This is a genomic window from Streptomyces sp. KPB2, assembly GCF_003950055.1.
GTDB lineage: Bacteria > Actinomycetota > Actinomycetes > Streptomycetales > Streptomycetaceae > Streptomyces > Streptomyces salinarius.
In genome coordinates this window covers 5,635,574-5,658,077 of the sequence record NZ_CP034353.1, presented here as the reverse complement: position 1 = coordinate 5,658,077, position 22,504 = coordinate 5,635,574, and the positions used below count along the sequence as shown (strand labels likewise).

General features: G+C 69.4%; 14 protein-coding genes. 6 read left to right on the top strand and 8 right to left on the bottom strand.

Features of this window, described 5'->3' with window-relative positions; genetic code table 11:
- Window position 1 precedes the first annotated feature (1 nt).
- From D1J63_RS25380 to D1J63_RS25370, 3 genes are read right to left on the bottom strand one after another with little or no spacing between them, the layout of a single operon-like run.
- A complete protein-coding gene (locus D1J63_RS25380; protein WP_052842390.1) occupies window positions 2–808 on the bottom strand; it encodes an ABC transporter permease in 807 nt (268 codons plus the stop codon).
- A 6-nt stretch (window positions 809–814) separates the two neighbouring features.
- Entirely contained in the window at window positions 815–1,579 is a 765-nt protein-coding gene (locus tag D1J63_RS25375) for an ABC transporter permease (protein WP_061444940.1), read from the bottom strand.
- Window positions 1,576–2,586 (bottom strand): ATP-binding cassette domain-containing protein, encoded by a 1,011-nt coding sequence (locus tag D1J63_RS25370; RefSeq protein ID WP_125631918.1) that lies wholly within the window; start codon window positions 2,584–2,586, stop codon window positions 1,576–1,578. The genes D1J63_RS25375 and D1J63_RS25370 overlap by 4 nt, the downstream gene beginning before the upstream one ends.
- Before the next feature lie 653 nt (window positions 2,587–3,239).
- Between D1J63_RS25370 and D1J63_RS25365 the strand changes: the two genes are divergently transcribed.
- From D1J63_RS25365 to D1J63_RS25350, 4 genes are all read left to right on the top strand, one after another.
- Window positions 3,240–3,872, top strand: a complete 633-nt coding sequence (locus tag D1J63_RS25365; protein ID WP_125631916.1) for a hypothetical protein — start codon at window positions 3,240–3,242, stop codon at window positions 3,870–3,872.
- 163 nt (window positions 3,873–4,035) lie between these two features.
- On the top strand, window positions 4,036–5,691 hold the full coding sequence (locus D1J63_RS25360; protein ID WP_125631914.1) for a DUF6801 domain-containing protein: 1,656 nt from the start codon (window positions 4,036–4,038) through the stop codon (window positions 5,689–5,691).
- A gap of 36 nt (window positions 5,692–5,727) precedes the next feature.
- Window positions 5,728–6,669, top strand: a complete 942-nt coding sequence (locus D1J63_RS25355; protein WP_125631912.1) for a hypothetical protein — start codon at window positions 5,728–5,730, stop codon at window positions 6,667–6,669.
- 184 nt (window positions 6,670–6,853) lie between these two features.
- A complete protein-coding gene (locus tag D1J63_RS25350; protein ID WP_125631910.1) occupies window positions 6,854–8,065 on the top strand; it encodes a helix-turn-helix domain-containing protein in 1,212 nt (403 codons plus the stop codon).
- Between the two features lie 27 nt (window positions 8,066–8,092).
- Here the strand turns inward: D1J63_RS25350 and D1J63_RS25345 are convergent, their stop codons facing one another.
- A complete protein-coding gene (locus tag D1J63_RS25345; protein ID WP_125631908.1) occupies window positions 8,093–9,061 on the bottom strand; it encodes an arabinan endo-1,5-alpha-L-arabinosidase in 969 nt (322 codons plus the stop codon).
- A gap of 263 nt (window positions 9,062–9,324) precedes the next feature.
- Here D1J63_RS25345 and D1J63_RS25340 point away from each other — a divergent pair, with 263 nt between their 5' ends.
- Window positions 9,325–10,893, top strand: coding sequence for a substrate-binding domain-containing protein (locus tag D1J63_RS25340; RefSeq protein ID WP_125631906.1), 1,569 nt, complete (start codon window positions 9,325–9,327; stop codon window positions 10,891–10,893).
- An 18-nt stretch (window positions 10,894–10,911) separates the two neighbouring features.
- Here D1J63_RS25340 and D1J63_RS25335 read toward each other — a convergent pair whose 3' ends face one another.
- Entirely contained in the window at window positions 10,912–11,565 is a 654-nt protein-coding gene (locus D1J63_RS25335; RefSeq protein ID WP_125631904.1) for a DUF4360 domain-containing protein, read from the bottom strand.
- Window positions 11,566–11,901: 336 nt separating this feature from the next.
- Between D1J63_RS25335 and D1J63_RS25330 the strand changes: the two genes are divergently transcribed.
- Entirely contained in the window at window positions 11,902–14,655 is a 2,754-nt protein-coding gene (locus D1J63_RS25330; RefSeq protein ID WP_125631901.1) for a beta-galactosidase, read from the top strand.
- A 110-nt stretch (window positions 14,656–14,765) separates the two neighbouring features.
- Here D1J63_RS25330 and D1J63_RS25325 read toward each other — a convergent pair whose 3' ends face one another.
- The 3 genes from D1J63_RS25325 to D1J63_RS25315 form a co-directional block, all read right to left on the bottom strand.
- Window positions 14,766–15,332, bottom strand: a complete 567-nt coding sequence (locus D1J63_RS25325) for a Uma2 family endonuclease (protein ID WP_164712969.1) — start codon at window positions 15,330–15,332, stop codon at window positions 14,766–14,768.
- Window positions 15,333–15,575: 243 nt separating this feature from the next.
- Entirely contained in the window at window positions 15,576–15,926 is a 351-nt protein-coding gene (locus D1J63_RS25320; RefSeq protein WP_125631899.1) for a hypothetical protein, read from the bottom strand.
- Between the two features lie 8 nt (window positions 15,927–15,934).
- Complete coding sequence (locus tag D1J63_RS25315) at window positions 15,935–22,477, bottom strand: RHS repeat-associated core domain-containing protein (RefSeq protein ID WP_241235605.1); 6,543 nt, start codon at window positions 22,475–22,477, stop codon at window positions 15,935–15,937.
- Between the last annotated feature and the right edge of the window lie 27 nt (window positions 22,478–22,504).

The following is a 22,504-nucleotide window of genomic DNA, read 5'->3' as shown; positions in this document are numbered from 1 at the left end:
CTCACCCCGCCACCTTCACGGTCGTGGTCGCGCCCCACAGGGCCAGCGACAGGAAGAAGTCGGTGACGCTGATCAGCACGATGGCGTTGCGCACCGACCGGCCGACGGCCACGCCGACGCCGGCCGGGCCGCCGGAGGCGCGGTAGCCGTAGTAGCAGTGGGCGACGATCACCATCACGCTGAAGATCAGCACCTTCAGGACGGAGAGCAGCACGTCCGTCGGGGAGAGGAAGAGGTTGAAGTAGTGGTCGTAGGTCCCCCGGGACTGCCCGTTGAACAGGACGGTCACGTAGCGGGAGGCGAGGTAGGAGGAGAGCAGCCCGATGGCGTAGAGCGGAATGATGGCGACGACGCCGGCGATGATGCGGGTGGTGACCAGGTAGGGCATCGAGCGGATGCCCATGCCTTCGAGGGCGTCGACCTCCTCGTTGATGCGCATGGCGCCGAGCTGGGCGGTGAAGCCGGCTCCGACGGTCGCGGAGAGGGCGAGTCCGGCGACCAGGGGGGCGATCTCGCGGGTGTTGAAGTAGGCGGAGACGAATCCGGTGAACGCGGCGGTGCCGATCTGGTCGAGGGCCGCGTAGCCCTGGAGTCCGACGACGGTCCCGGTGAAGAGCGTCATCGCGATCATCACGCCGATGGTGCCGCCGATGACGCCGAGGCCGCCGGAGCCGAAGGCCACCTCGGCGAGCAGGCGCTGTACCTCCTTGAGGTAGCGGCGCAGGGTCCGCGGGATCCACAGCAGGGCCCGGACGTAGAAGAGGAGTTGGTCGCCGGAGCGGTCGAGCCAGACGAGCGGGGAGGCCATCGGACCTCAGCCTCCCTTCGGCGGGACGATCTGGAGGTAGACGGCCGTCATCACCATGTTGACGAAGAAGAGCAGGAGGAAGGTGATGACGACGGACTGGTTGACGGCGTCGCCGACGCCCTTGGGGCCGCCGCGCGGGTTGAGGCCGCGGTAGGCGGCGACGATGCCGGCGATGAACCCGAAGACCAGCGCCTTGAGTTCGCTGACATAGAGGTCGGGCAGCTGGGCGAGGGCGGAGAAGCTGGAGAGGTAGGCGCCGGGGGTGCCGCCCTGCATGATGACGTTGAAGAAGTAGCCGCCGAGGATGCCGACGACCGAGACCAGGCCGTTGAGCAGGACCGCGACGCCCATCGCGGCCAGCACCCGGGGCACGACCAGCCGCTGCACGGGCGACACGCCCATGACCTCCATCGCGTCCAGCTCCTCGCGGATCTTGCGGGAGCCGAGGTCGGCGCAGATGGCGGAGCCGCCGGCGCCGGCGATGAGCAGCGCGACGATGAGCGGGCTGGCCTGCTGGACGACGGCGAGGACGCTGGCGCCGCCGGTGAAGGACTGGGCGCCCAACTGCTCGGTGAGCGAGCCGACCTGGAGGGCGATGACGGCGCCGAAGGGGATCGAGACCAGGGCGGCGGGCAGGATGGTCACGCTCGCGACGAACCAGAACTGCTCGACGAACTCGCGGAACTGGAAGGGTCTTCGGAAGACGGCCCGGGTGACCTCCGCCGCGAGCGCGAAGAGCCGCCCGGTCTGCCGCAGCGCGCCGGTGATCACGCGCCGCTCCCGGCGGCGGGCATCGGCAGGGTGGCCGCCTCGGAGCTCTTGGCGTAGGTCTCCCGGATGGCGGACCGCGCGGCGGGCGGCAGCGTGTCGATCATGCCCATGACACGCTCGCGTCGCCGGGCGGCGGCCCGACGCGGCGGGAGGCCGGGCGAGGGCTCCAGCTGCGGCACGATCATCCGGGGCGCGACGGGGGCCGCGGTGGCGGTGTCCGCCTCGGCGGCGAGGGTGGCCGCGTCCTTCTCCTCGGACATCCCGATGGGACCCTCGCGCCGGCCGCCCAGGAACTGGGAGACGACCGGCTCGTCGCTGGTGAGCAGCACCTCGCGCGGGCCGAAGGTGACGAGTCGGCGCAGGAAGAGCATCCCCATGTTGTCGGGCACGGTGGCGGCGATGTCGAGGTTGTGGGTGACGATCAGCATCGTGGCGTCGAGCTGCGCGTTGAGGTCGATCAGGAGCTGGGAGATGTAGGCGGTGCGGACCGGGTCGAGCCCGGAGTCCGGTTCGTCGCACAGGATGATCTGCGGGTCGAGGACGAGCGCGCGGGCCAGCCCGGCCCGCTTGCGCATGCCGCCGCTGATCTCTCCCGGCAGCTTCCCCTCCGCGCCCAGCAGCCCGACGACCTCGATCCGCTCCATGACGATGCGGCGGATCTCGGACTCCTTCTTGCGGGTGTGTTCGCGCAGCGGGAAGGCGATGTTGTCGAAAAGGGACATGGACCCGAAGAGGGCACCGTCCTGGAACATGAGACCGAACAGTTTCCGGGTCTCGTAGATGTCCCTTTCCGGACTGTTCACCATGTCCACCCCGTTGATGAGGACACGGCCCTGCTCGGGTTTGAGCAGCCCTATGAGCGACTTCAGGAAAACGGTCTTACCGGTTCCGGACGGGCCCAGCATCACGCTGACCTCCCCGGCCGGAAGAGTGAGTGACACGTCCCGCCAGATGCTCTGCTTACCGAAGGACTTGGTCAGGCCCTCGACCACTACTTCGATTCCCATATCACCTCCAGCGGACGTCCATCGGATTCGCGCCGCGGGCCCGCACGTTAAGTCGGCCCGGAGCACACTGACAACGGGTGCGGCACCGATCTCCGGCACCCCGGTGGAACTTGTCACCGCGCAGACAACCTGCCCGCCCCGCACTTGTCTCCGGGGAGACAGGGCGGGGTCTCGCGGTTCCGGGGGGTGTGGATCCCGCGGGACCCCGCCGGCGGACCCGCTGCCGCACGGGAGGTGGGCCGGAACGCGTCCGCCATGGCTCCGGCCGACGGGGGCCACCGACCTGGAACCGAGCACCGCACCGGCACGTTACGGCCGGGTAACCTCGGCGGGCAACACCGGAATCGGAGTTTTCCGGGATACCGACTTCGGCCATCCGCAACCTGTCACGGAAGACACAGAAACCCCTCGGTAACTTGTCATCCGGTGATGATTTCTGCCCCGTCCCGGGCGTCCGCCGCGAAGGTGGCGCATCATCGGTCGAACGTCCCCGCCTTGGCAGCGGATGACTAAGGGGAATCGCGATTCACTCACCCGGCAAACAGGTTGTTCCGCTTTTCAAAGAATCATGGACGGCCGCATTGTTCGGCTATGTTTCCCGCGAGTAACGTCACGGCTCAATGCAGGTCGACCCTCAAGGAGACTCCCGAGCCATGAAGAAGAGCATCAGAAGGTCAGCCCTCGTGGTGTGCGCGGCCGCGTCGGCGCTGGGCCTCGCCGCCGCCCCGTCCTCTGCGGCGCCCTCCACGGTGTGGACCGTCACCCCCTCGCCGGCCAACTTCCAGGCGACGAACGTCGGCAACATCGTGCTGACCGCCACCATCCCCATGACGTGTACGGTCTCGAACGCCGCCGGGACGATGGCGAGCACCACCGGCAACCCCGGTGACGTCGCCGACATCACCACCATGAACTTCGGTGCGTCCGGCTCGCCGTGCACCAGCGTGCTGGGCAACGTCACCACCACGTCGGTCACCCCGTGGGACGTCGTCGCGGTGGACTACGACGCCGCCACCGGCGTCACCAAGGGCTACGTCGGCAACGTCAAGGCCAACGTGATCGCCGGCGCCTGCAAGTTCACGGTGACGGGCAAGGCGTCGGGCACGTACACCAACTCCACCGGTGTCCTGGCGATCAGCAGTACCGCCGGTGAACTGGTGGTCACCAACCCCGTCAACTGCGGTGCGATCGTCACGACCGCGACCAAGCCCACCTTCAAGGGCAACTACGCCGTCAAGGTCGCGGGCAGCAGCGTCATCCCGACCATCGTCGGCTCCAACCCGTAGGCCGCCGACCAGCCATGTCCGCCCGGTCGGCACCCCGGCCGGGCGTTCGCGGGCCGTACGCCGTGCCCGACGCCGGCGGCCGTACGCCGTGCCCGACCCTGCCGGGCCGTGTGCCGCGCCCCGAGAAGACCGGCCCCCGTCCGAGCCATCCGAGCGGAGTCGCATGAAAGCCAAGCCAGCCGCCGCCCCGCGGCCGTCCCGGGCCCGGGCCCGTGCCCGGGCCCGGGCCCGGAGCACGTCGATCGCCGCGTTCGTGGTGCTCGCCGCCCTGGTCCCGACCACCGCCTCGGCCTCGGGCACCCAGGAGGTCGAGGCCGAACTCCCCTACGTCTGCGCCCTCCCCTCGGGACAGTTGCCCGCGACGGTGCGGGTCGCGGCCGAGTTCCCGGCGCGCGCCGAGGTGGGCGAGGCGTTCACGCCGTCCGGCGTCACCACCACCGTCGAGCTCCCCGAGGAGGCGGTCGCGGACCTCGCCGGGCGGGGCGCGGCCGAGGTGCGGGCGGCCACCCGGCTCGACGTCGGCGTGGCCCAGAACGCGGCCACGGCGCGGGCTTCCTGGCGGGGCGGGGCGGAGCCGGTGGCGCTGCCCGAGTCGGGTCCGCTGACGCTCGTGACGCGGGGAGACGTGCCCTCGGTGGCCGGCCGGGGCGACGGCGATCTCACGTTCTCCGCGGGTTCCCTCGCCATCGACCTGACGCTCGCGGCGGCGGACGGAACCGCAACCGGCACGGCCACGGCCGACTCCGGCTCCGGCTCGGACTCCGGCTCCGGCTCGCTGACCGTCGACTGCACCCTCGCCGAGGACGCTCCCGGCCAGGGGCTGCTGGCCACCGTGCCCGTCGGCACGGGCACCGGGGCACCGAGCGGCTCGCCGTCCCCGACCGGACCGGCCGGGACCTCCGGAGCGCCGGACGACGGGCAGCCGGACGGACGGGGTGACCGGCAGCCGGAGCGGCAGTCCGAGCGGTCGCCCAAGGTGCTGGAGAACACCCCCGGCACCGCCCCGGACCGCGACGACGTCCCACCCTGCCGCTACGACGAGCAGCACCCGCCCACGGACGTGTCGCTCAACGCCTACGTCACCGGCTACGCCAATGTGAAGAAGTTGAAGGGCGCCGCCTACCTCCCGCCGTCCTGCGTGCTGATCGAGCAGGGCGTTCCCGTGCCGGGTCCCCCCGACCCGGACTACCTGATCTTCGACACCGTGTCGTACGCGAACTTCCACTACCAGGAGCGCAGGCAGACGCCGCCCTTCGAAGCGACCTTCCTGTCCTTCGACTTCGCCCCGGTGAAGGCCACCATGGTGCTGGAGCAGACGGACACGATGCGGATCGACTCCCGCATGAAGATGAGCATGACCGACTTCTCCACGACCACGGACACCTACGTCCGGGCCCCGCTGGTCCTGCACGTGCTGGACCTGGAGGTCAACGGGACGCCCCTGGACGTCGGTTCCGAGTGCCGGACCGAGACGTCCCTCGTCTCCGAGGACCCGGACCCCGCGAACTTCCCCGGTGACCACCTGGTGCTGTACGGCCGGGGCGAGCTGCTCATCGGCCAGCCGGCCACCGGTTATCTGCTGCTCAGCGGCGGCGTGCTGGCCGGCGAGGCGACCATCCCCGCCTTCACCGGCTGCGGCACCGACGGCGAGGACCTCGACCGCCTGCTCACCGCCTCCGTCTCCGGTCCCGGCAACCTCATCAAGCAGGTCCAGGGCCAGACGTGCGCGATCGCCGCCCCCGTGTTCCCGAGCCCGACCAACGAAGGCCAGTGCACCGAGGATCTCCAGCCCTACGAGATCCCCGTCGCCGAGCACTGACCCACCCCTCCCCCGACTCCACGGAAGGCCACCACCATGTCCCCGATCACCACCCGCACCCGGCTCGCCACCGTGTCCGCGCTGACCGCGCTCGGCGCCTTCGCCTCCCTGGGCACGGCCAGTGCCGCCGGTCCCGCGCTGAACGGCGAGTGGGCCCCCTTCACCCGCTGCCCCGTGGACGCACCCGCGATGCTGAACGCCGACGGCTTCGAGAAGACCCCGCAGTGCGTGGTGTCCACCTCGGCGAGCGGCACCATCAAGCTGGGCAAGACCACCGTGACGACCGGCAGGACCAACCTCCAGATGGGCGTCGTCCAGAACGCGGACGGCACCAGCAGCGTGGTCGCCCCGGCCTCCGGCGCGCTGGTCGCCGAGCCCGCCACCGTGCCCGGCGGACTGCTCGGCCTGATGTGCCCGAGCGACATCTTCGTCATCACGGGCATCTGCGAGTCGCTGGAGAACTCCAGCCTCAACAAGATCACCGCGACCATGGAGTCGGTCGGCACCCCCTACGCCTTCGACCAGACGGCGGGCGTGCTCACCGACATGCCCATCGTCGCCCTGCCGGTCCGCATCCACCTGGAGAACCCGCTCCTCGGCGACAACTGCTACATCGGGACGGCCGCGAACCCGATCGTGCTGCGCCCGGAGAACCGCAACCTCCCCGAGTTCGGCATGACCTTCTTCCAGGGCGACGGCACCGAGGACCCGGCCGGCGAGATGAGCCGGATCAACCTCACCGGCGCCACCCAGAACGACAGCACCTTCGCGGTGCCCGGCGCCACCGGCTGCGGCCTGAACGTGGGCCTGATCAACGCCGCGGTGAACGCGAAGACCGGGCTGCCCTCCGCCGCCGGGAACAACAGCGTCACCCTCAACGACACCCGGACCCACCTCACCGGACTCAACGCGCCCGGGACCGTCGTCCCCGACGCCGGCAAGGTCCTGGCCGAGAACTGGCACTCCGCCGTCGAGTAACGGCCAAAGGCACACACAACCGTGACACGATTCCTCCCCAAGAGATGTACAACACAACAAAGTTGATTTACCTTCAGCTTTGCCAGACCGGTGAACGCCCAGCGGGCCGGTCCAGGCGCCGCCCGCCCGGGGCGGGGCCCGGCCGGTCCGCCCCACCGGACATGTCGACGGCAAGGGATCACACATGCCCGCAATCGCGCGTCCCTCGGTGCTCGGTGAACCGCTCGACCCCCTCCCCAAGAAGTTCGCGGCCTTCATGCGACCGCTGCTGCCGGGGCTGCTGAACGAGATACGCACCGAGGTCACCCGCAGCTACCCGGTCTACGGCAGGCTGCTCAACGGCCCGGACGGGGACGCGATCCGCCAGGGCGTCGAGCAGGCGCTGACCGCCTTCGTGGACCGGGTGGCCGACCCCTCCAGCAGCTCGGAGCTGCGCGACGAACTGCTGCGCAGGTTCGGCCGGGTGGAGGCCTACGAGGGCCGCGACCTGGAGGTGCTCCAGGGCGCCTACCGGCTCGGCGCCCGCATCGCGCTGCGCCGGGCCAAGACCCTGGGCCGGCAGTACAGCCTCTCCCCCTCGCTGATCCTCGCCTTCGCCGACGCCCTCTTCGCCTACGTCGAGGAGCTGGAGGCGATCACCCGCGAGGGGTACGCGGAGGTCCGGGAGCGGGCCGCCTCCGAGGAGTCCGCGTTACGAAGACAGTTACTGCACTTCCTGCTGGCCTCCGCGCCGCTGCCCCGCACCGCCGTCTCCGAACTGTGCAAGGCCGCCGCCTGGGAACTTCCCGGGACCTGCTTCCTGGTCGCCCTCCAGTCCCCGGCGCCGGAGCAGATCCAGGCGGGACTCGACCGGGACGTCCTCGCCGACCTGGACATCCCCCAGCCCCACCTGCTCGTGCCGGGGGACGTCACCCCCGCCCGCCTCGACATGATCGCCACCGCCCTGGCCGGCACCCGCGCCGCGGTGGGCCTGACCGTGCCGATCACGCAGGCCGCCGACTCCGTCCGCTGGGCCCGCCGGGTGCTGCAGCTCGTTGACGACGATGTCATACCCGACGCTCCGCTGATCCGCTGCGAGGACCACCTGACGACCCTGTGGCTGCTGTCCGACCCCGCCCTGGTCGACCGGATCGCGGCCCGTGAACTGGCCCCGCTCGACGCGTTGCCGGCCCGGCGGCGCGACCGGCTGGTCGAGACCCTCCGCGTCCACGTCTCCACCCGGGCGCCCGCGGAGCAGGTCGGTGAGGTGCTGGGCGTCCACGCGCAGACCGTCCGCTACCGTCTGCGGACGCTGGACACCCACCTGGGCGACCGCCTCGCCGACCCCGACCACCGCTTCGCCATCGAGGTGGCGCTGCGCTCGCTCCACCTGCGCGGCCACGGCGACGCGGAGTGATGTCCGGGGCCGGCGCATGCGTCCGGGTCAGTGGGCCACGGGCCAGCCGCTGCTCCAGTCCAGCAGGTTGATGCCGAGCTTGGGCGTGCCGTTGTCGTTGCCGTCGTAGTAGTGGTAGACGATCAGGTCGCCGTCCACGTCGTTCATGATCGACTGTCCGCCGGGGCCGATGACGCTGCCGTGCGACTCCAGGACCGGCGTTCCGCCGTTGTTCATCATCGAGACGCCGTTGCGGTCCAGATAGGGCCCGGTGACGCTGGTCGCCCGGCCGACCTTGACCTTGTAGGTGGAGCCGGTGCCGGCGCAGCAGGTGTCGTACGAGGCGAAGAGGTAGTAGTACCCGTTCCGCTTGACCACGTACGGCGCCTCGACGGCCTTGGTGCCGGTCGGGCGGGAGGCCAGGGAGCGGCGGGCGGTGTCGGAGGCGTGCTGCTTGCCGGTGGCCGGGTCGATGCGGATCATCTTGATGCCGGTCCACCAACTGCCGAAGGAGAGCCACCACTTCCCGTCGTCGTCGACGAAGAGGTTCGGGTCGATGGCGTTGTAGTCGCTGGAAGAGTTCGACGTGTAGACGATGCCGTAGTCGCTCCAGCTGCCCGGCGCCCCGGTGGTGGAGCCCGCGAGTCCGATGGCGGAGGTGTTGGAGCCGAAGGACGAGACGGAGTAGTACATCAGGTACTTGCCGCCGTGGTACGAGATGTCGGGCGCCCAGGCCTCCGGTACGGACGAGTACCGCGACCACCAGCCGGGCCGGGTGCCGAAGGCGTCGGCGCCCGCGGCGAAGGCGGTGCGGTCCGAGGACGACTTGCTGCTGATGCCGCCGCCGGTGGCGTAGAGCCGGTACTGCCCGGACGCCGTGCGGATCATCGTCGGGTCGTGCGTGACGACGGAGCCGGTGACCCGGCCGGGGTTGGGGTAGGCCGACGCCGTGGAGGGGACGAGGGCGAGCAGGGCTGCGATGGGGAGAGCGAGGAGTGCGGCTCGTCTGCGACGCATGGGGGGCTCCTGTTCCACTTCTCGTGTTCTGTATCTCGAACACTGGTCGTGTTGTCGGACGCTGCGCAGTGACGGAACCTAGAATCGAAGCGCTTGCGCGTCAATGCCCCGGGCGACAGCGGCGGCCGATGTCCGGAAAACACCGGGTGTCGAAGGTGACCCGCGCGTGAATTCGAACCGGGGAGTCACCGCTTCCGCGCCCCGGCCCGCCCCTCCCCCGCCACCATGGCCTCCCGTGTCACCGTCCTGAGGGGGAGCCGGACGTGAGTGTGTCCTGGGGTTCCGTGGCCGCCGTCCTGGGCCTGGCCGTGCCCGTCGCTGCCGCACTGTGGGAGTTCGTGCTGGCGGGCCGCAAACGACTCGGCTACCGCGTCCAGCTGGACACCACCATCCGGGACTCGGCCGCCTCGGGACCCGCCACGACGGTGCTGCAGCGCATGCAGTGGGACGGCACGAACCTGCGCGACCCCTCGGTGGTCCTGCTGCGGATCGAGAACGCCGGCTGGAGCCCCGTGGTCGCCGCCGACTACGTCGCCCCGGCCAACGACCCCGTGGGCATACGCATCGCCTTCCCCGGCCGCCGCGTGGTCGGCATGACCGTCACCGAGCGCAGCCCGCAGGTGCCGCCCACCTTCTTCGTGCCGGGCGCCGAGGGCTTCGAGACCACGGGCCGGGAGGTCAAGCTGCCCAAGGTGATCCTCAACCGCCGGGCGCACTACAAGGTCCTGGCGGTCCTGGACCGCGAAGAGGGCTTCACCGAACCGGAGTTCCCCGAGCCGGAGGTCACCGCGGGCATCGTCGGCGGGGTGCGCGGCGGGAACATCAGGAAGACCGCGTACTACCCCTTCGCCTCGCGCCAGGTCCGCTGGCTGCTCGCCTCGCTGATCCTGGTGAGCGCCACCCAGTCCGCGTTCGCCCTGAGCGGCGGCGACGAGGTCGCCGCGCCGCTGGACTGCGCCGCCGGGACCCTGCACCTGTCGGGCTCCACGGCCTTCGCGCCGGTGCTGCGGGAGGCCGCGCGGCAGTACGAGCGGACCTGCCCGGACGCGCACATCCCGCTCACCGCGACCTCCTTCAAGGGCAGCGTCGACGGGCTGGACACCCTCGCCGGCGCCGGGGCGGACGCACGGCTCACCGACGGCCGGGGCCTGGGCGACCGGCTGGCGTTCAGCGACGGACCGAAGTCCGACGGCCGTCCGCGCCTGCTGCCCAGGCCCGTCGCGCTGTCCCTGTTCACCCTGGTCGTGCACAAGGACGCCGGAGTCGAGGACCTCTCCCTGCGGCAGGTGCGGGACATCTACGCCGGGAGGATCACCAACTGGAGCCAGGTCAGGGGCAACGACGTGCCCGTCCACCTGATCAGCCGCAACCCCGGCTCGGGCACCCGCACCACGCTCGAACAGCAGGTCCTCGACGGCCGCGCCCTCCCCGCGGTCACCGCCGCCGACTGCGCCGGGCTCGACCGGGACCGGCCGGGCCGCTGCGAGGTGGGCGGCACCGGGACGCTGCTGGACACGGTGGCCTCCACCCCGGGCGCCCTGGGGCACAGCGAGGTCGGCGCCGCCGCCACGCACGACGACGTCCGCCAGATCCGCATCGACGGCTACCCGGCCACCCTGGAGGGCGCCGACCAGGGGGCGTACCCGTACTGGCAGACGGAGATCGCCTACACCTACGGCGAACCGCCGGCCGACTCGATCGCGGCGGGCTTCCTGCGCTACCTCGCCAACGAGGTCGGCAAGGACATCGTCCGCTCCAAGGGCCACCGCCCCTGCGCCGAGCTGGACAAGCCGCTTCTGTGCCGGCCGGACGGCGCGCCCGCCGCGAGGTGAGCGCGGCGGGCGCCCCGGTCAGGACTCCGGGCACTCCTTCCACGCCAGGTGGTAGACGGTGCTGATGTCGCCGTCGGTGGAGTCCATGGTCATGAAGCTCACCCGGCCGGGGTCGGAGGTCCCGGTGCTCACCCGCAGCTCGGTGTTGATGTTGAAGTTGCGCTGGACCCCGCAGGGGGCCCAGACCAGCTGCGCCCAGTCGGTGCTGTCGGTGGCCTGCCAGTTGTCGTTGTACGGGCCGCCGAAGGGATGGGTGCGGTACTCCGTGTTCGGGGAGCCCTGGAAGTAGTACGAGGCCCGCTGGGTGCCCTTCGCACCGGGCTGGAGTGCGGCGAAGCCGCGGTAGTCGGCGCTGGCGACGGCGTAGGTGAAGCCCTGCGGGACGTGGACGAGCAGGTTGAGCTGGCAGTTCTTGCGGAAGTCGGTGGGCGCGGAGTCGCCGCCCGCCTGGGCGAGGTAGTCGCTGTAGGTGACGGTGAACGCCGTGTTGTCCTCGGAGACGGCGACCGCCGCCGTGCCCTGCGGACAGCCGGAGCCGTTGACGGTGGCGACCTTGATGACGATCTTGTCCGGCGGCGGGTCCTCGAACCCGCCGGAGGGCTGGTGCTGCGCGGGCAGCGCGGAGGTGAGGAGCGCGGCGATCGTGCCGCTCAGGAGCAGGCCGGTGGCCATGGGTCTCCCATCCCGGTCGGTGGGGGGTGGATGTGGTGGAACGAGATGTTGTTGAATGCGTCCGCCATCTACACATGGTGTGCACATGACATTCACGGACCGGTCGCATCGTAGGGAGCCCCGCCGGGCCCGCACAGACGCACTCCCGGCCATTCACATCGGGGCGTTCCCATTCCGGCGGGCCGGCCGCCCCACCCCCAGAAAGTGTGTGCGGTCCGTCCGCGCGGCGGTCCTCGTACCGGACCACGGTGCGTCCGCTGGGACAATGGCCCGGCACAGGCGGTCCCGGGCAGCCGACGGGATCCAGAGGTACCGCGCGCAACAGGAGGGGCTCCCTTGGAGCTCAGCAGGCCCCACAGGCTCGGCAGACGAGCGTTCAGCGCCCTCGCGGGCACCACCGTCCTCGGTCTCGCGCTGGGCGGCAGCGTGAGCAGCGCGGCACTGCCCTACTCCGGCCCCGGTCCCGTGCCCACCGGGCCGCCGCCCGGCCCGCCCGGCGCCGACGGCCGGCGCCACCGGGTCGCCCTGGACCGGTACTCCCTGCTGGTGGACGGCAGGCGGCTGGCGCTGTGGTCCGGCGAGATGCATCCGTTCCGGCTGCCGAGCCCTTCCCTGTGGCGGGACGTGCTGCAGAAGCTGCGGGCGTACGGCCACAACGCGGTCGGCGTCCGCCTCGCCTGGAACCAGCACTCCCCCGCCCCCGGCGCATACGACTTCACCGGCGTCCGCGACCTCGACCTGTTCCTGCGCACGGCCGCCGAGTGCGGCCTGTACGTCGTCCTGCACCCCGGCCCGTACATCGGCGCGGGCGTGGACGCCGGGGGCCTGCCCGGCTGGCTGACGACCGTCGGGGCCCGGGCCAGGACCACCGACCCGGCGTACCTGCGCCACGCCGACGAGTGGCTGAGCCGGGTGAACGCGATCGTCGCCCGCCACCAGTTCACCCGGGGCAGCGGGACCGTGCTGCTCTACCGGGCCGACACCCCCGAGCGCGGTGACCTGGACCATCTGCGCGAGCGGCTGCGCGCCGACGGCATCGAGGTGCCCCTGCTGCACGCCGACTCCCCGCTCGCCTGGGAGGAGCCCGAGCGGACCCGGGACGCCGCCGAGGCGCGGCGGCTCCACTTCGCCCGCCTCGCCCACGGGAGCACACTGCACAACGTCCACATGGCGTTCGGCGGCACCTCGTGGGGATGGCTGCCCGCACCGTCCGCGCCCTCTCCCACCTACGACCCCACCGCCGCGATCGACGAGGCGCGCCGCCCGACGGCCAAGCTCGCCCCGCTCCACCAGCTCGGCCACCTCCTGCGCCACGTCCCGGACTTCACGCGGATGACCCAGGCACCGGCGATCCGGGCCGCGGACGCCCGTATCCGGGTCCGGCGCCTGGTCAACCCGGACACCGGCGCCCAGGCGTACGTCCTGCGCAACGACTCCGCGGCCGACGTCACCTCGACGGTGCCGATGGGCGGGACCGAGGTGGAGGTCACCGTCCCCGCCCGGGACGCCAAGCTGCTCGCCACCGGGCTCCACCTGGGCGCCGGGCGCAGACTCGCGTACGCCACCGTGCAGCCCATGCTGGCCCTGAGCGTCGGGAAGCTGGACATCGCCGCGTTCGTGGGGCGGGCCGGCGAGATGGCCCACCTGGTCCTCGACTGCCCGAACGAGCCGTGGCCGACCCGGCTGGACGAGGAGGCCGCCTGGACCTTCGACCACGGCAAGCTGCACGTGATGGTGCCGCTGAAGGAGGACCGGCTGACCCGGGTGCGGGTGCGCAGCGGCGAGACCGACCGCACCCTGCTCCTCCTCTTCGCCGACGACGCCGCCTCGCTGCGGCTGTGGCCGTACGAGACCCCGTCGGGCCGGGTCCTGGTGCGCGGCCCCGAGCTGCTGCGCGAGGCCGCCCTGGACGGTCCCGTGATCCGGCTCACCGGCGACACGGTCGACGAGCGCGAGCTGGAGGTGTGGGCACCGCCCGGCATCACCGACGTCACCTGGAACGGCGAGCGGGTGCAGTCGGGCCTCGGCCGCGCCCTGAGCCTGATGACCGTGTGGCCGCTGCCGGGCGTGCCCGACCTGGTCCTGCCCGCGCTCGACGGCTGGCGGCGGCGCACGGAGAACTTCGAGCGCGAGCCCGACTACGGCGACGAGGGCTGGCCGGTCGCCGACCGCCGCACCTCGCACAGCACGACACCGGTCCCCGACGGCCGGCCCGTGCTCTTCGCCGACGACTACGGCTTCCACTACGGCGACGTCTGGTACCGCGCCCGGCTCACCGGCGCCTTTGGTCTGGAGTCGGTGTCCCTGTCGTACAGCACGGGTGCGCACGGCCTGCTGATGGCCTGGCTGGACGGCGAGCCGCTGGGCAGCCACCGGCCGGACGGGGCGGGCGACGGCAAGGGCACGTGGACGGCCACGGCGGACTTCCGGCTGCCGCGGGCCCTGCGCGCGCGGGGTGGCGACAACAGTGCACCCGCCGTCCTGTCCGTCCTGGTCCGGCGCACGCAGCACGGCCAGGACGCCTACCGGGCGGCCCGCGGCCTGACCTCGGCCCGCTTCGAGGGCGCCTCGCCCGACGTGCGCTGGCGGATCATGGGCGCGGCCGCCCCCGACCCGGTGCGCGGGCCGCTCAACCACGGCGGCCTGTACGGCGAGCGCCACGGCTGGCACCTGCCCGGGTACGACGACACCGCGTGGGAGCCGGGGTCCCCGTCGGCCGCCCCGGACGGGGACCGGCGCCAGGGCGTGACCTGGTACCGGACCACGTTCCGCCTGGACGTCCCACCGGAGATCGACGCCTCCGTGGGCCTCGTCCTGGACGGCTCCCCGGACTTGGACCTGCGCGTCCAGGTCTTCCTGAACGGCTGGAACATGGGCGAGTACGTGGGCGGCGCCGAGGGCACCCCCCGCACCTTCGTCCTCCCGAACGGCATCCTGCGCACCCGCGCCGCCGCCAACACCCTGGCCCTCGCGGTCCTGTCCCCCGGCACCGCGGCGCCGGCCCTCGGCCCGGTGCGCCTGGAGCTGCTGGGCAGCGCGGCCGGAGGAGTCCCGGTGAAGCCCGTTCCCTCCCCCGGCAAGCCCGATTGACCAGAAACGCATGCGGTGCTCGTCCCTGGCCGACGGACGTAGGGACCGCCGACGTCGCCGATGTCTGCCGTCGGTTGGTCCGACTGCCGTCGGTGTTGCCGTCGGACGACCTACTGCCGCGTCAGTCCAGCCGGGTCGATCGCGGCCTGGAAAGGGGCGTCCAGGCGTGTGGTAGCGCCCGCAAGTGCGGTGGTCCGCTCCACGTATCGGCCGCTTTCCAATTCATGGACGACGAGCATCGGGGCCGGGTCGAACTCCAGGCGCCAAAAGTGCGGGATGGCAGCCTCGGCGTAGAGCATCGGCTTGAATTTGCGGTCCACAGTGCGGTTGCCGGGAGAGACCAGTTCGATCACTAGCTGTACGCCCTCGGCGTCGACGCTGACACCGTCGTCGGCGGTCGCACCCGCGTCGGTCACCACGAGATCGGGGACCACCAGGCCGGAGGGCAGGATGACGTTGATGGCCTCCAGCACCTCGACCGGGGCCTCGGCGGCCTGGGCTGCCGCGTGAAGGATCATGGCAAGCCTGAGCGAGGCCCGCTGGTGGCGGATGCCGGGGGCGGGGGACATCACGAGGGACTCCCCCAGCAGCTCGTAGCGGGTGGTGCGGTCTTCGGGCAGGGCCAGGACGTCGGCAACGGTCCAGGGCCCGGTGTGGTCGATGGCAACGCTGCTCATTCCCTTTCACCTCCTGGTCCGACCGGCACTCGGGTTTGACCTCGACAGGCGGTACATGGCCAGCATACGGGTGCTCCCAGCCACTAACACAAGCCTCGTTCCGGATCGCTCGCAAAGGAATCGAGGTCCTCGCTACGAGCGCGATCCCCGCAACCGCAAGGCCCCCTGCGCCAACGTCGGCAGATGCCGCGCCTTCCCGATGCTCACACACCGTCAAGGGCCCAGAGTCCACTCCGGTTCGCGTCAATACAATGCAGCGCCACCATTGTGAGGCAAGAGGTCCTCATAGTCACACGCCGCAACTGCACGAAATCCCGCCGACCACAACGACCTCAGCACTTCGGATATTGTCTGCGCAACTTCTCCGAGTGATGCTCCTTCGATCGGCTCAAATTCCAAAACGGATGGCCAGCCGATAAAGTCATCGTCTGATTTCACTGTCCCTTCGTAGTCATTGCGCCCCAACTCGGCGACGGTGAACGGAAAGCGAAGTTCATTTTCTTCCACGCAAGCTTCGGGTGGATTTTCGAGCAGCGCGATCCTGACCCGCTCCCAGTTCCGCGTTGCGACATATATCGCACACTCCAGCTCCACATCCCACCTCACTTGATACGAACGAACGGACCTTGGTCAAAAGGTCCTCCTACCCTGATTACTGAGACATCCACGTGATCGACTTCATCACCCAAAGCCTTAGCAACATCCTTCTTGATACCACTGAGCCGAGGCCGCACGTCGCCCGCTGTTATCTTACCTGTCGCAACGGCATGGTCCCTAGTTCGCGCTTGACTGGAGCCAGGGTTAACAGAAGACCAGCGTTTCGCGATCAGCGCCTCAAAGGTTTCAGGAGACACGCGAACAGCGATATCTACATCAGATCGACCACCCGTATTACCCGATGCACGACTGCCCTGGATCGAGACCTCCGCCGGAAAACCGAGGTCTTTGTTGAATGACTTTCTCATAGCGGCAAGCTGATTAAGGTTCAAACCTTCAGGGACGCCGGTGACACGAACCCAGCTACCGCGGGGGCGCAGAGCGAAGAACCCCAACGAACCTCCAGTCATACCTGTCTGCACACCTATGTTAAGCAATTCCTCCCGCAACTCACAGACCGTATCGCCGGCTGCACACTTGAGGTCCATCTTCTGAGGGGCAGAGCCCGCTGCAGCTCCTGTCCCGCAGCTACTAGCCGCTGCCCACACGCAGACGCCATTTACCTCATAGCGATTACGGACGGGTGCTTTGACAGGCTCGGGCCCCTCCACAATGAAGTTATATGAAAAGTCTCCCGCTGTGTCACTTGCCACGGCGGTACCTGACGGGTAGATGTCAGCATCCACGAGGTCGTCGACGAAACCCTGCCCGCCATCCGGCCCCCAGTCGTAGAAATTTTCATCAGTACATGTGATCGGGTCGCATCCGCTGCCCCCTTGATCAAGGTGACGCATGAGGCCGGTCGGGTCGCTTGTGGTGACCGGGTTGTTGGCGGCGTAGCTGTATCCGTTGAGTGTTTGTGCGTCGGTGGGGGCGAGGACAGGGTCGACGCTGATGAATTGGCCGATGGTGGAGTCGTATTCGCGGGCACCGATGTGGGTGAGGCCGGTGGTGGTGTCGCGGGTTTTGCCGAGGAGTCCCTTGTCGTCGGGCCAGGGGCCGTACTGGGGTTTGCCGCGGTCTTCGCCGAAGGGGGTGGTGTAACGCTTGGTGAATTTCTGGTCGAGCCGGTCGACGGCCAGAGTGGAGGTGCCGTGGTGGTCGCTGGCGAGGAAGGTGACCTTGTTGGTGCCGGACTCGTTGGAGCGCAGGGCGGCGGTAACACCGCCCGCGGTGTAGTAGCGCTGGGCCCAGGTGGTGCCGTCGGTGCGGAGATGGAGTTCGGTGGTGCCGGCGTAGAGGACGCGTTCGCCGTTCTCGGTGGCGCGGATCAGGAGGGTGCCGTCGGCGCCGTAGAGGTAGTCGGTGGACTGGTCGCCCTCTGTGAGGCGGGTGAGCTTGCCTTCGTCCGACCAGTCGAGGCCCTGGGTGGTGTTGTCGGTGCGGCCTGGACGTTGGATTGTGTTGCCGGTGGTGTCGTGGGTGTAGGTGTGCTCAGGGTTGGTGCAGTCGGTTCTGGTGGTCGTGCCGGTGAGGGTGTGGGGCTGGTTGGTATTGGTGTAGCAGTAAGTGGTTTTGGAGGTGGCGGTGCTGGTGTGCTGGGTCTCGGTAGTGCGCTGGCCCGCGGTGTTGTAGGTGTAGCTGGTCCAGTACGGGGCTGGCCCAGAGAGTGCGGTGGCGGTGCGCGTCTCGGTGCACTTCTGGGAGGCGGGTGTCCAGGCTTCGGTCAGGCGCTGGTGGGTGTCGTACGTGAAGCACTGGGTTTCGGGGCTGCTGGTGCCGCCGAGGGTGGTGGGGTCGCTGATGGAGGTGACGTTGCCGGCCTGGTCGTAGCTGTAGTTCAGTTCCTGCAGGTGGTAGTCGTGGGTGTGGTCCTGGGTGAAGGTTTGGGTGAGGCGGCCGGTGCCCTGTTCGTACCGGTTGGCGACGTAGACGCGGTCTTCGCCGGTGCCCATGGTGAGCAGCAGTGGCTCGCTCAGGGCTGAGTAGTCGATGGTGGGCAGGTAGGTGCCGATGGCGGTGAGGTTGCCCAGGTGGTCGTGTTCGTAGCCGACGATTTCGGAGGACAGGCCGCCCAAGGCCGGGTCTTTGGTCTGCTGGGTCGTGCCGTCGGTGTTGTAGTGCGTCTCGAACGCCAGCGTGGCGGGCTGGCCAGCCTTGACGAAGGGGTCGTCGGCAGGCAGGTGCAGTTCGGTGTCGGTGGCGCGGCCCATGCGGTCGTAGGCCGTGACGGTCTGGGTGTAGGCGTCGCCGTTCTTGCCGCCGACGTAGCGGGTCGACGACGTGGGCAGGCCCTTGAGCAGGGTGTCGTAGGCGTAGCTAGTGAGCTGGCTGGCGTCGGTCTTCGATCCGGCCCAGGTTCCGGTGGGGCGGCCGAGTTCGTCGTAGGCGCTCAGGACCGACTTGCCGCGTGAGTCGGTCGTCTTGGTGACCTGGTCGAGGGCGTTGTACTGGGTAGTGGCCTTACCCTTGTCGGGGTCATCGGCGCTGGTCTGGCGGCCGAAGAGGTCGTAGCCGTAGGACCAGGTGGCGCCGTCCGGGCCGATGATCGTCTTCTGACGGCCGTCGAGACCGTAGGAGTACTTCGTGCGGGTGTAACTGGTGCCGGGGCCAGTACCGAAGTCCGTGTCGGCGGGGCTCTTGCCGGCGTAGGTGCGGGTTTCGGTGGTGCGGCCGCGGATGTCGGTGATGGTGCGCTGGGCGGAGCCGCCGTCGAGGGCGGTGGTGGCGGTGGAATCGCCGGTGTAGCTGGTCGTGGTGGTCCACTTCTTGACGCCGTCGACGAGCAGGGTGTTCGTGGTGGGTCGGCCGGCGCCGTCGAAGATGACTTCGGTTTGGGTGGGAGCACCGCCGTATTCGGCGCGGGTGTAGGTGCCGTTGGGAGTGCTGGTGTTGTCGAAGATGTCAGCGAACGTCTCGTCGGCGAGGCCGCGCGTGTCGTAGCGCGTGTCGGTCAGCAGCCGTCCGCCTTCAGGGGTCGGGGACTGGGTCTGCAGGGGCCGCAACAGGGAGTCGTATATCGCGTAGTTGGTGGTGTAGGTGTTGGCGTTGGTGAGCGTTGCCGTGGACACCCAGGACGGCTCGGTGTTGTCGACGTGGTAGGTGAACTTGACGTTCGGGCTCTCACTGCTGCTGACACGGTTGGGGAGCCATACGTCGGTGACGCGGCCGAGCGCGTCGTAGTGCTGAATGGTCTTCTTGGAGTTGGCGTCGTCGCTGCGCACGGTGAGGCCGCGGCGCGGGTCGAGGGTGTTGCCCGAGTGGTGGCCCTTGGGATCGACGGAGACGGTGCGCGTCAGCGGGCCAGTAGTAGCCGGGTAGTAGGCGGTCGAGGAAGTGTGGCCTGCGGCGTCGGTGACATTCAGCGGGCGGCCAAGGGCGTCGTAGGTGGTGGTTGCCACGGTCTGCCAGTCGGACGGCAGGCGCTGCCCGTCACTGCCGGCAGTGGTGGTGTAGCCGGTGGCACGGCCAGTCCAGGTGACCTGGCCCTTGGTCGGCTTCTGGGTGGCCAGCCAGGTCGTAGCGTCTGCCTTGTCGTATACGGCCGCTGTGTCGGCGAGGACGTCGCCGGATATGGTGCTGGTGGCGGGCAGGTTCAGGCTGGCGTCGGTGACCGAACACGTTCCGGCGACGGTGCGGGTGCGGGAGACCAGGCTGGTGATACTTGCATCGGGGTTACGGGCGTACCAGGTGCGGGTGCAGGTTTCATCGCCGCCCAGGCCGGCCTGGCCCCAGTCGTCGGCGGCGTACACCATGCCGAGGGCGTCGTACTTCTGGCCGGTGGTGTGGGTGCGCCAGGTCTCGGAGCCGGTGAGGTAGGTGCTCGTGTACGTGGAAGAGTTGCGCACCCACAGCGCGGTGTGGTCGGCGGCGTCGGGGACCGTCTGGGTGGCAGTGTTCTTGTAGGTGTAGTTCTTGAAGACGCTGCTGATGGGTTGGCTGCCGTTGTAGGTGACCTGCTGGCGCAGTACGCCCTTGTACCGGTCGCTGTCGTAGGGGGCGGAGAAGTCGACGTCCGTGTCCATCAGGGGTGGGACGGTGACGGACTTGGTGGTGCCGTCCTTCTTCTTGTCACCGTGCATGCCCTGCATGTAGAGGGAAACGGTCTTGGAGCGGGTGTCACCGGCCGTGCCGGTGTAGGCCGTGACCTGACGGTAGCCGCGCCAGTCGGACCAGGTCCGCTCGTCCTTCGGAGTGAACGGGTCGTCGTTGTAGTGCCAGGCCGCGCCGCTGTAGGAGTAGGCGTACTCCACGGCCGGGTTGATGACAGCGGCGTCGTGAACGGCGACGGCGGTGACTCGGTACTTGTGGAACCAGTCGATCGCCGCGTTCTCCGCGCCGTTGATGTGCCAGTACTGCGGGTAGCAGGAGCGGGTGTTGGTGTCCGGCGCCGCGCCTAGAACCTCGCTGCGCTTGCACTCGGGCGAGGACATGATCACGTTGGTGATGGCGCCGGTCTCGGACGTGATGGTGGAGATGCGCGGGCGGGTTAGCGGAAGGATGTCGTCGGTGCCGTCGACCCGGTTCGGCCGCGTCTGGTACGTGAACGTGATCGGGTTGACCTTGATGGCCGTGTCGCCGGCTTTTGCGGTGCGCTGGAGGTCGGTGAGGGTGAGTACCTGGTCGGAGCTGTCGCCGATGTCACCGCCGTCCAGGTACTTCTCGGTCAGGGCCCAGGAGTCCACCGGGTCGTAGGCGCTGGTGGTGGCGTTGTAGGAGGAGGTGTCGATGCTGGTCAGGCGCTTGCGAGTGAAGAAGGACGGGCCGGCCGCGTTGCATTCGTCGTCGTCCTTGGAGCAGATCGCGTCGAACGGCACGTCCGGCCAGTTCTCCGCGGTGTCCTTGGACAGGCTGCCGCAGTCGGAGACGGTGCAACGTTCGGCGTACTTGAGAGTGACCTTGGCGTCGGCCTTGTCGGTGAACAGGGCGTCCTTGCGCAGGCCGTACTCGATGCGGTCGAGGTGGCCGCCGCGGTCGTAGGGCTCGCTGGCCTTGGTCGCCTTGTTCTTCTTGTAGTAGTTCGATTCCTTGGTGTACCAGTACGTGGACGCGTTGCCGCGGGTGTCCTCGACGTAGTCGAGGTTCCAGCGCCAGGCCTGAGTCAGCGCCCGGTCGGCGAAGGCGTCGCCGCCGCCGTAGCCGGGCTCGCCGGAGTCGTCACCGAAAACCGGAACGGTCCAGGTCGAGTGCGTGCGCTGGCTGTCGGCACCGTCGAGCTTATTCTTGCCAAAGACGTACTTGGTGCCGTCGCCGGTGATGACCGTCCAGTACTCGCCGTTGTCGTCGTCGTTGTCGGCGCCGGTGGAGCGGGTCACCGTGGAAGCGTCGTCGTTCTCCAGGTGCCACTTGCCGCTGTCGTCGTCCTTGACCAGCCGGATCGACTTGCCGTTCAGGACCAGGCGCGCGTTGTCGTACTTCCAGCACTGGTCGAAGACGTCGTCAAGTCCGTCCTCGTCACAGGAACCGTAGGTGCGGGTGATGTAAGACTCCGTGAGAGTGAAGCCCTCGCCCACGGATGTGGTCTGGTTGTTCGTCGTGGCGGTGCGGCCGTCGACACTGCCCGAGTCGTAGGACAAGGACAGCGGCGGCACCGGGCCTGCCGCGGCCGGGGGCATGGTGAAGTCGTAGGACCAGGTGAAGGAGCCGGAGCTGCTGCCGGCCTGCCAGGACGAGGATTCGGACAGCTTCGTCGCCGAATAGTCACCCGCGCCCTTGGGTGACTGGCCGGAACCCGCCGAAGCGGCGGTCACCGCAAGAACGGCCGCGCTGGATGCGCCGCTGCCCATCTCGCCCATCAGCTGTGTGGACGGGCCGTTCGATGCATGGCCCAGGCGGACCCTTGCCGAGACTGTCTGATCGTGCAGATCATTGTTGGAATTCAGCGGTGTCTGCTTGCGGCACTCCGCCTTGGCCGGAGTTGTCAGTACACAGGCCGGCAGCTGGACCAGGCGCAGGCGCTGGGACCACCCGCCGCCGATCGCCGAGGCGAAGCCTGCGTACTCCACACGAACGTCAGCTGTGCCTGGTGTGTCGGCCGCTGCCGTCAGGAGCACGCCCGTGACGCCGACACTGCGGGCGGTCTTCTGGTCCAGGACCGTGATCCGTGCCTGACCCGCCGCAGCCGACGGGGCGAAGGAGCGGGTCTTCTTGGGTCCGGCGGACGGGGTCACGGTTACGGGCAGGCCGCCCGGGGCAGCCTTGCTGCTCGCGCCGCTGTCCAGGGTGACAGTTGCGGTCGCCTTCTTCGGCCAGGCCGCCTGCCGCTCGGCCGTCGCCTGCTTGACCTGCTTGGTGTTGGCCTCCCGTTCCTTGGCGACCTTGCCCCGCGCCTTCTTCACCCCCGAGGTGTCGAAGGGTTTGACCTTGGTCACCCTGGACTTGGGCACGTCGGGACGGCCCAGGCCGCCCTGTTGTTCCACGGCTGCTGCCACCTGGGCCAGGCCGGTGGGCACGATCAGGGCCAAGGCCAGCGACTGCGCCAGAAGGCGGCCTGCTCCTCGCCGAGCTGTCTCACCCCGCCGTCTTGACGTTCCTATGCCAAAGGTCATCGTTTCTCGTCCCACCAAGTCGCAAGT

Coding starts and splice junctions, on each gene's coding strand:
- D1J63_RS25315 (WP_241235605.1), bottom strand. CDS start 22,477: ATGACCTTTGGCATAGGAACGTCAAGACGGCGGGGTGAGACAGCTCGG.
- D1J63_RS25380 (WP_052842390.1), bottom strand. CDS start 808: ATGGCCTCCCCGCTCGTCTGGCTCGACCGCTCCGGCGACCAACTCCTC.
- D1J63_RS25325 (WP_164712969.1), bottom strand. CDS start 15,332: ATGAGCAGCGTTGCCATCGACCACACCGGGCCCTGGACCGTTGCCGAC.
- D1J63_RS25345 (WP_125631908.1), bottom strand. CDS start 9,061: ATGCGTCGCAGACGAGCCGCACTCCTCGCTCTCCCCATCGCAGCCCTG.
- D1J63_RS25350 (WP_125631910.1), top strand. CDS start 6,854: ATGCCCGCAATCGCGCGTCCCTCGGTGCTCGGTGAACCGCTCGACCCC.
- D1J63_RS25335 (WP_125631904.1), bottom strand. CDS start 11,565: ATGGCCACCGGCCTGCTCCTGAGCGGCACGATCGCCGCGCTCCTCACC.
- D1J63_RS25370 (WP_125631918.1), bottom strand. CDS start 2,586: ATGGGAATCGAAGTAGTGGTCGAGGGCCTGACCAAGTCCTTCGGTAAG.
- D1J63_RS25355 (WP_125631912.1), top strand. CDS start 5,728: ATGTCCCCGATCACCACCCGCACCCGGCTCGCCACCGTGTCCGCGCTG.
- D1J63_RS25365 (WP_125631916.1), top strand. CDS start 3,240: ATGAAGAAGAGCATCAGAAGGTCAGCCCTCGTGGTGTGCGCGGCCGCG.
- D1J63_RS25360 (WP_125631914.1), top strand. CDS start 4,036: ATGAAAGCCAAGCCAGCCGCCGCCCCGCGGCCGTCCCGGGCCCGGGCC.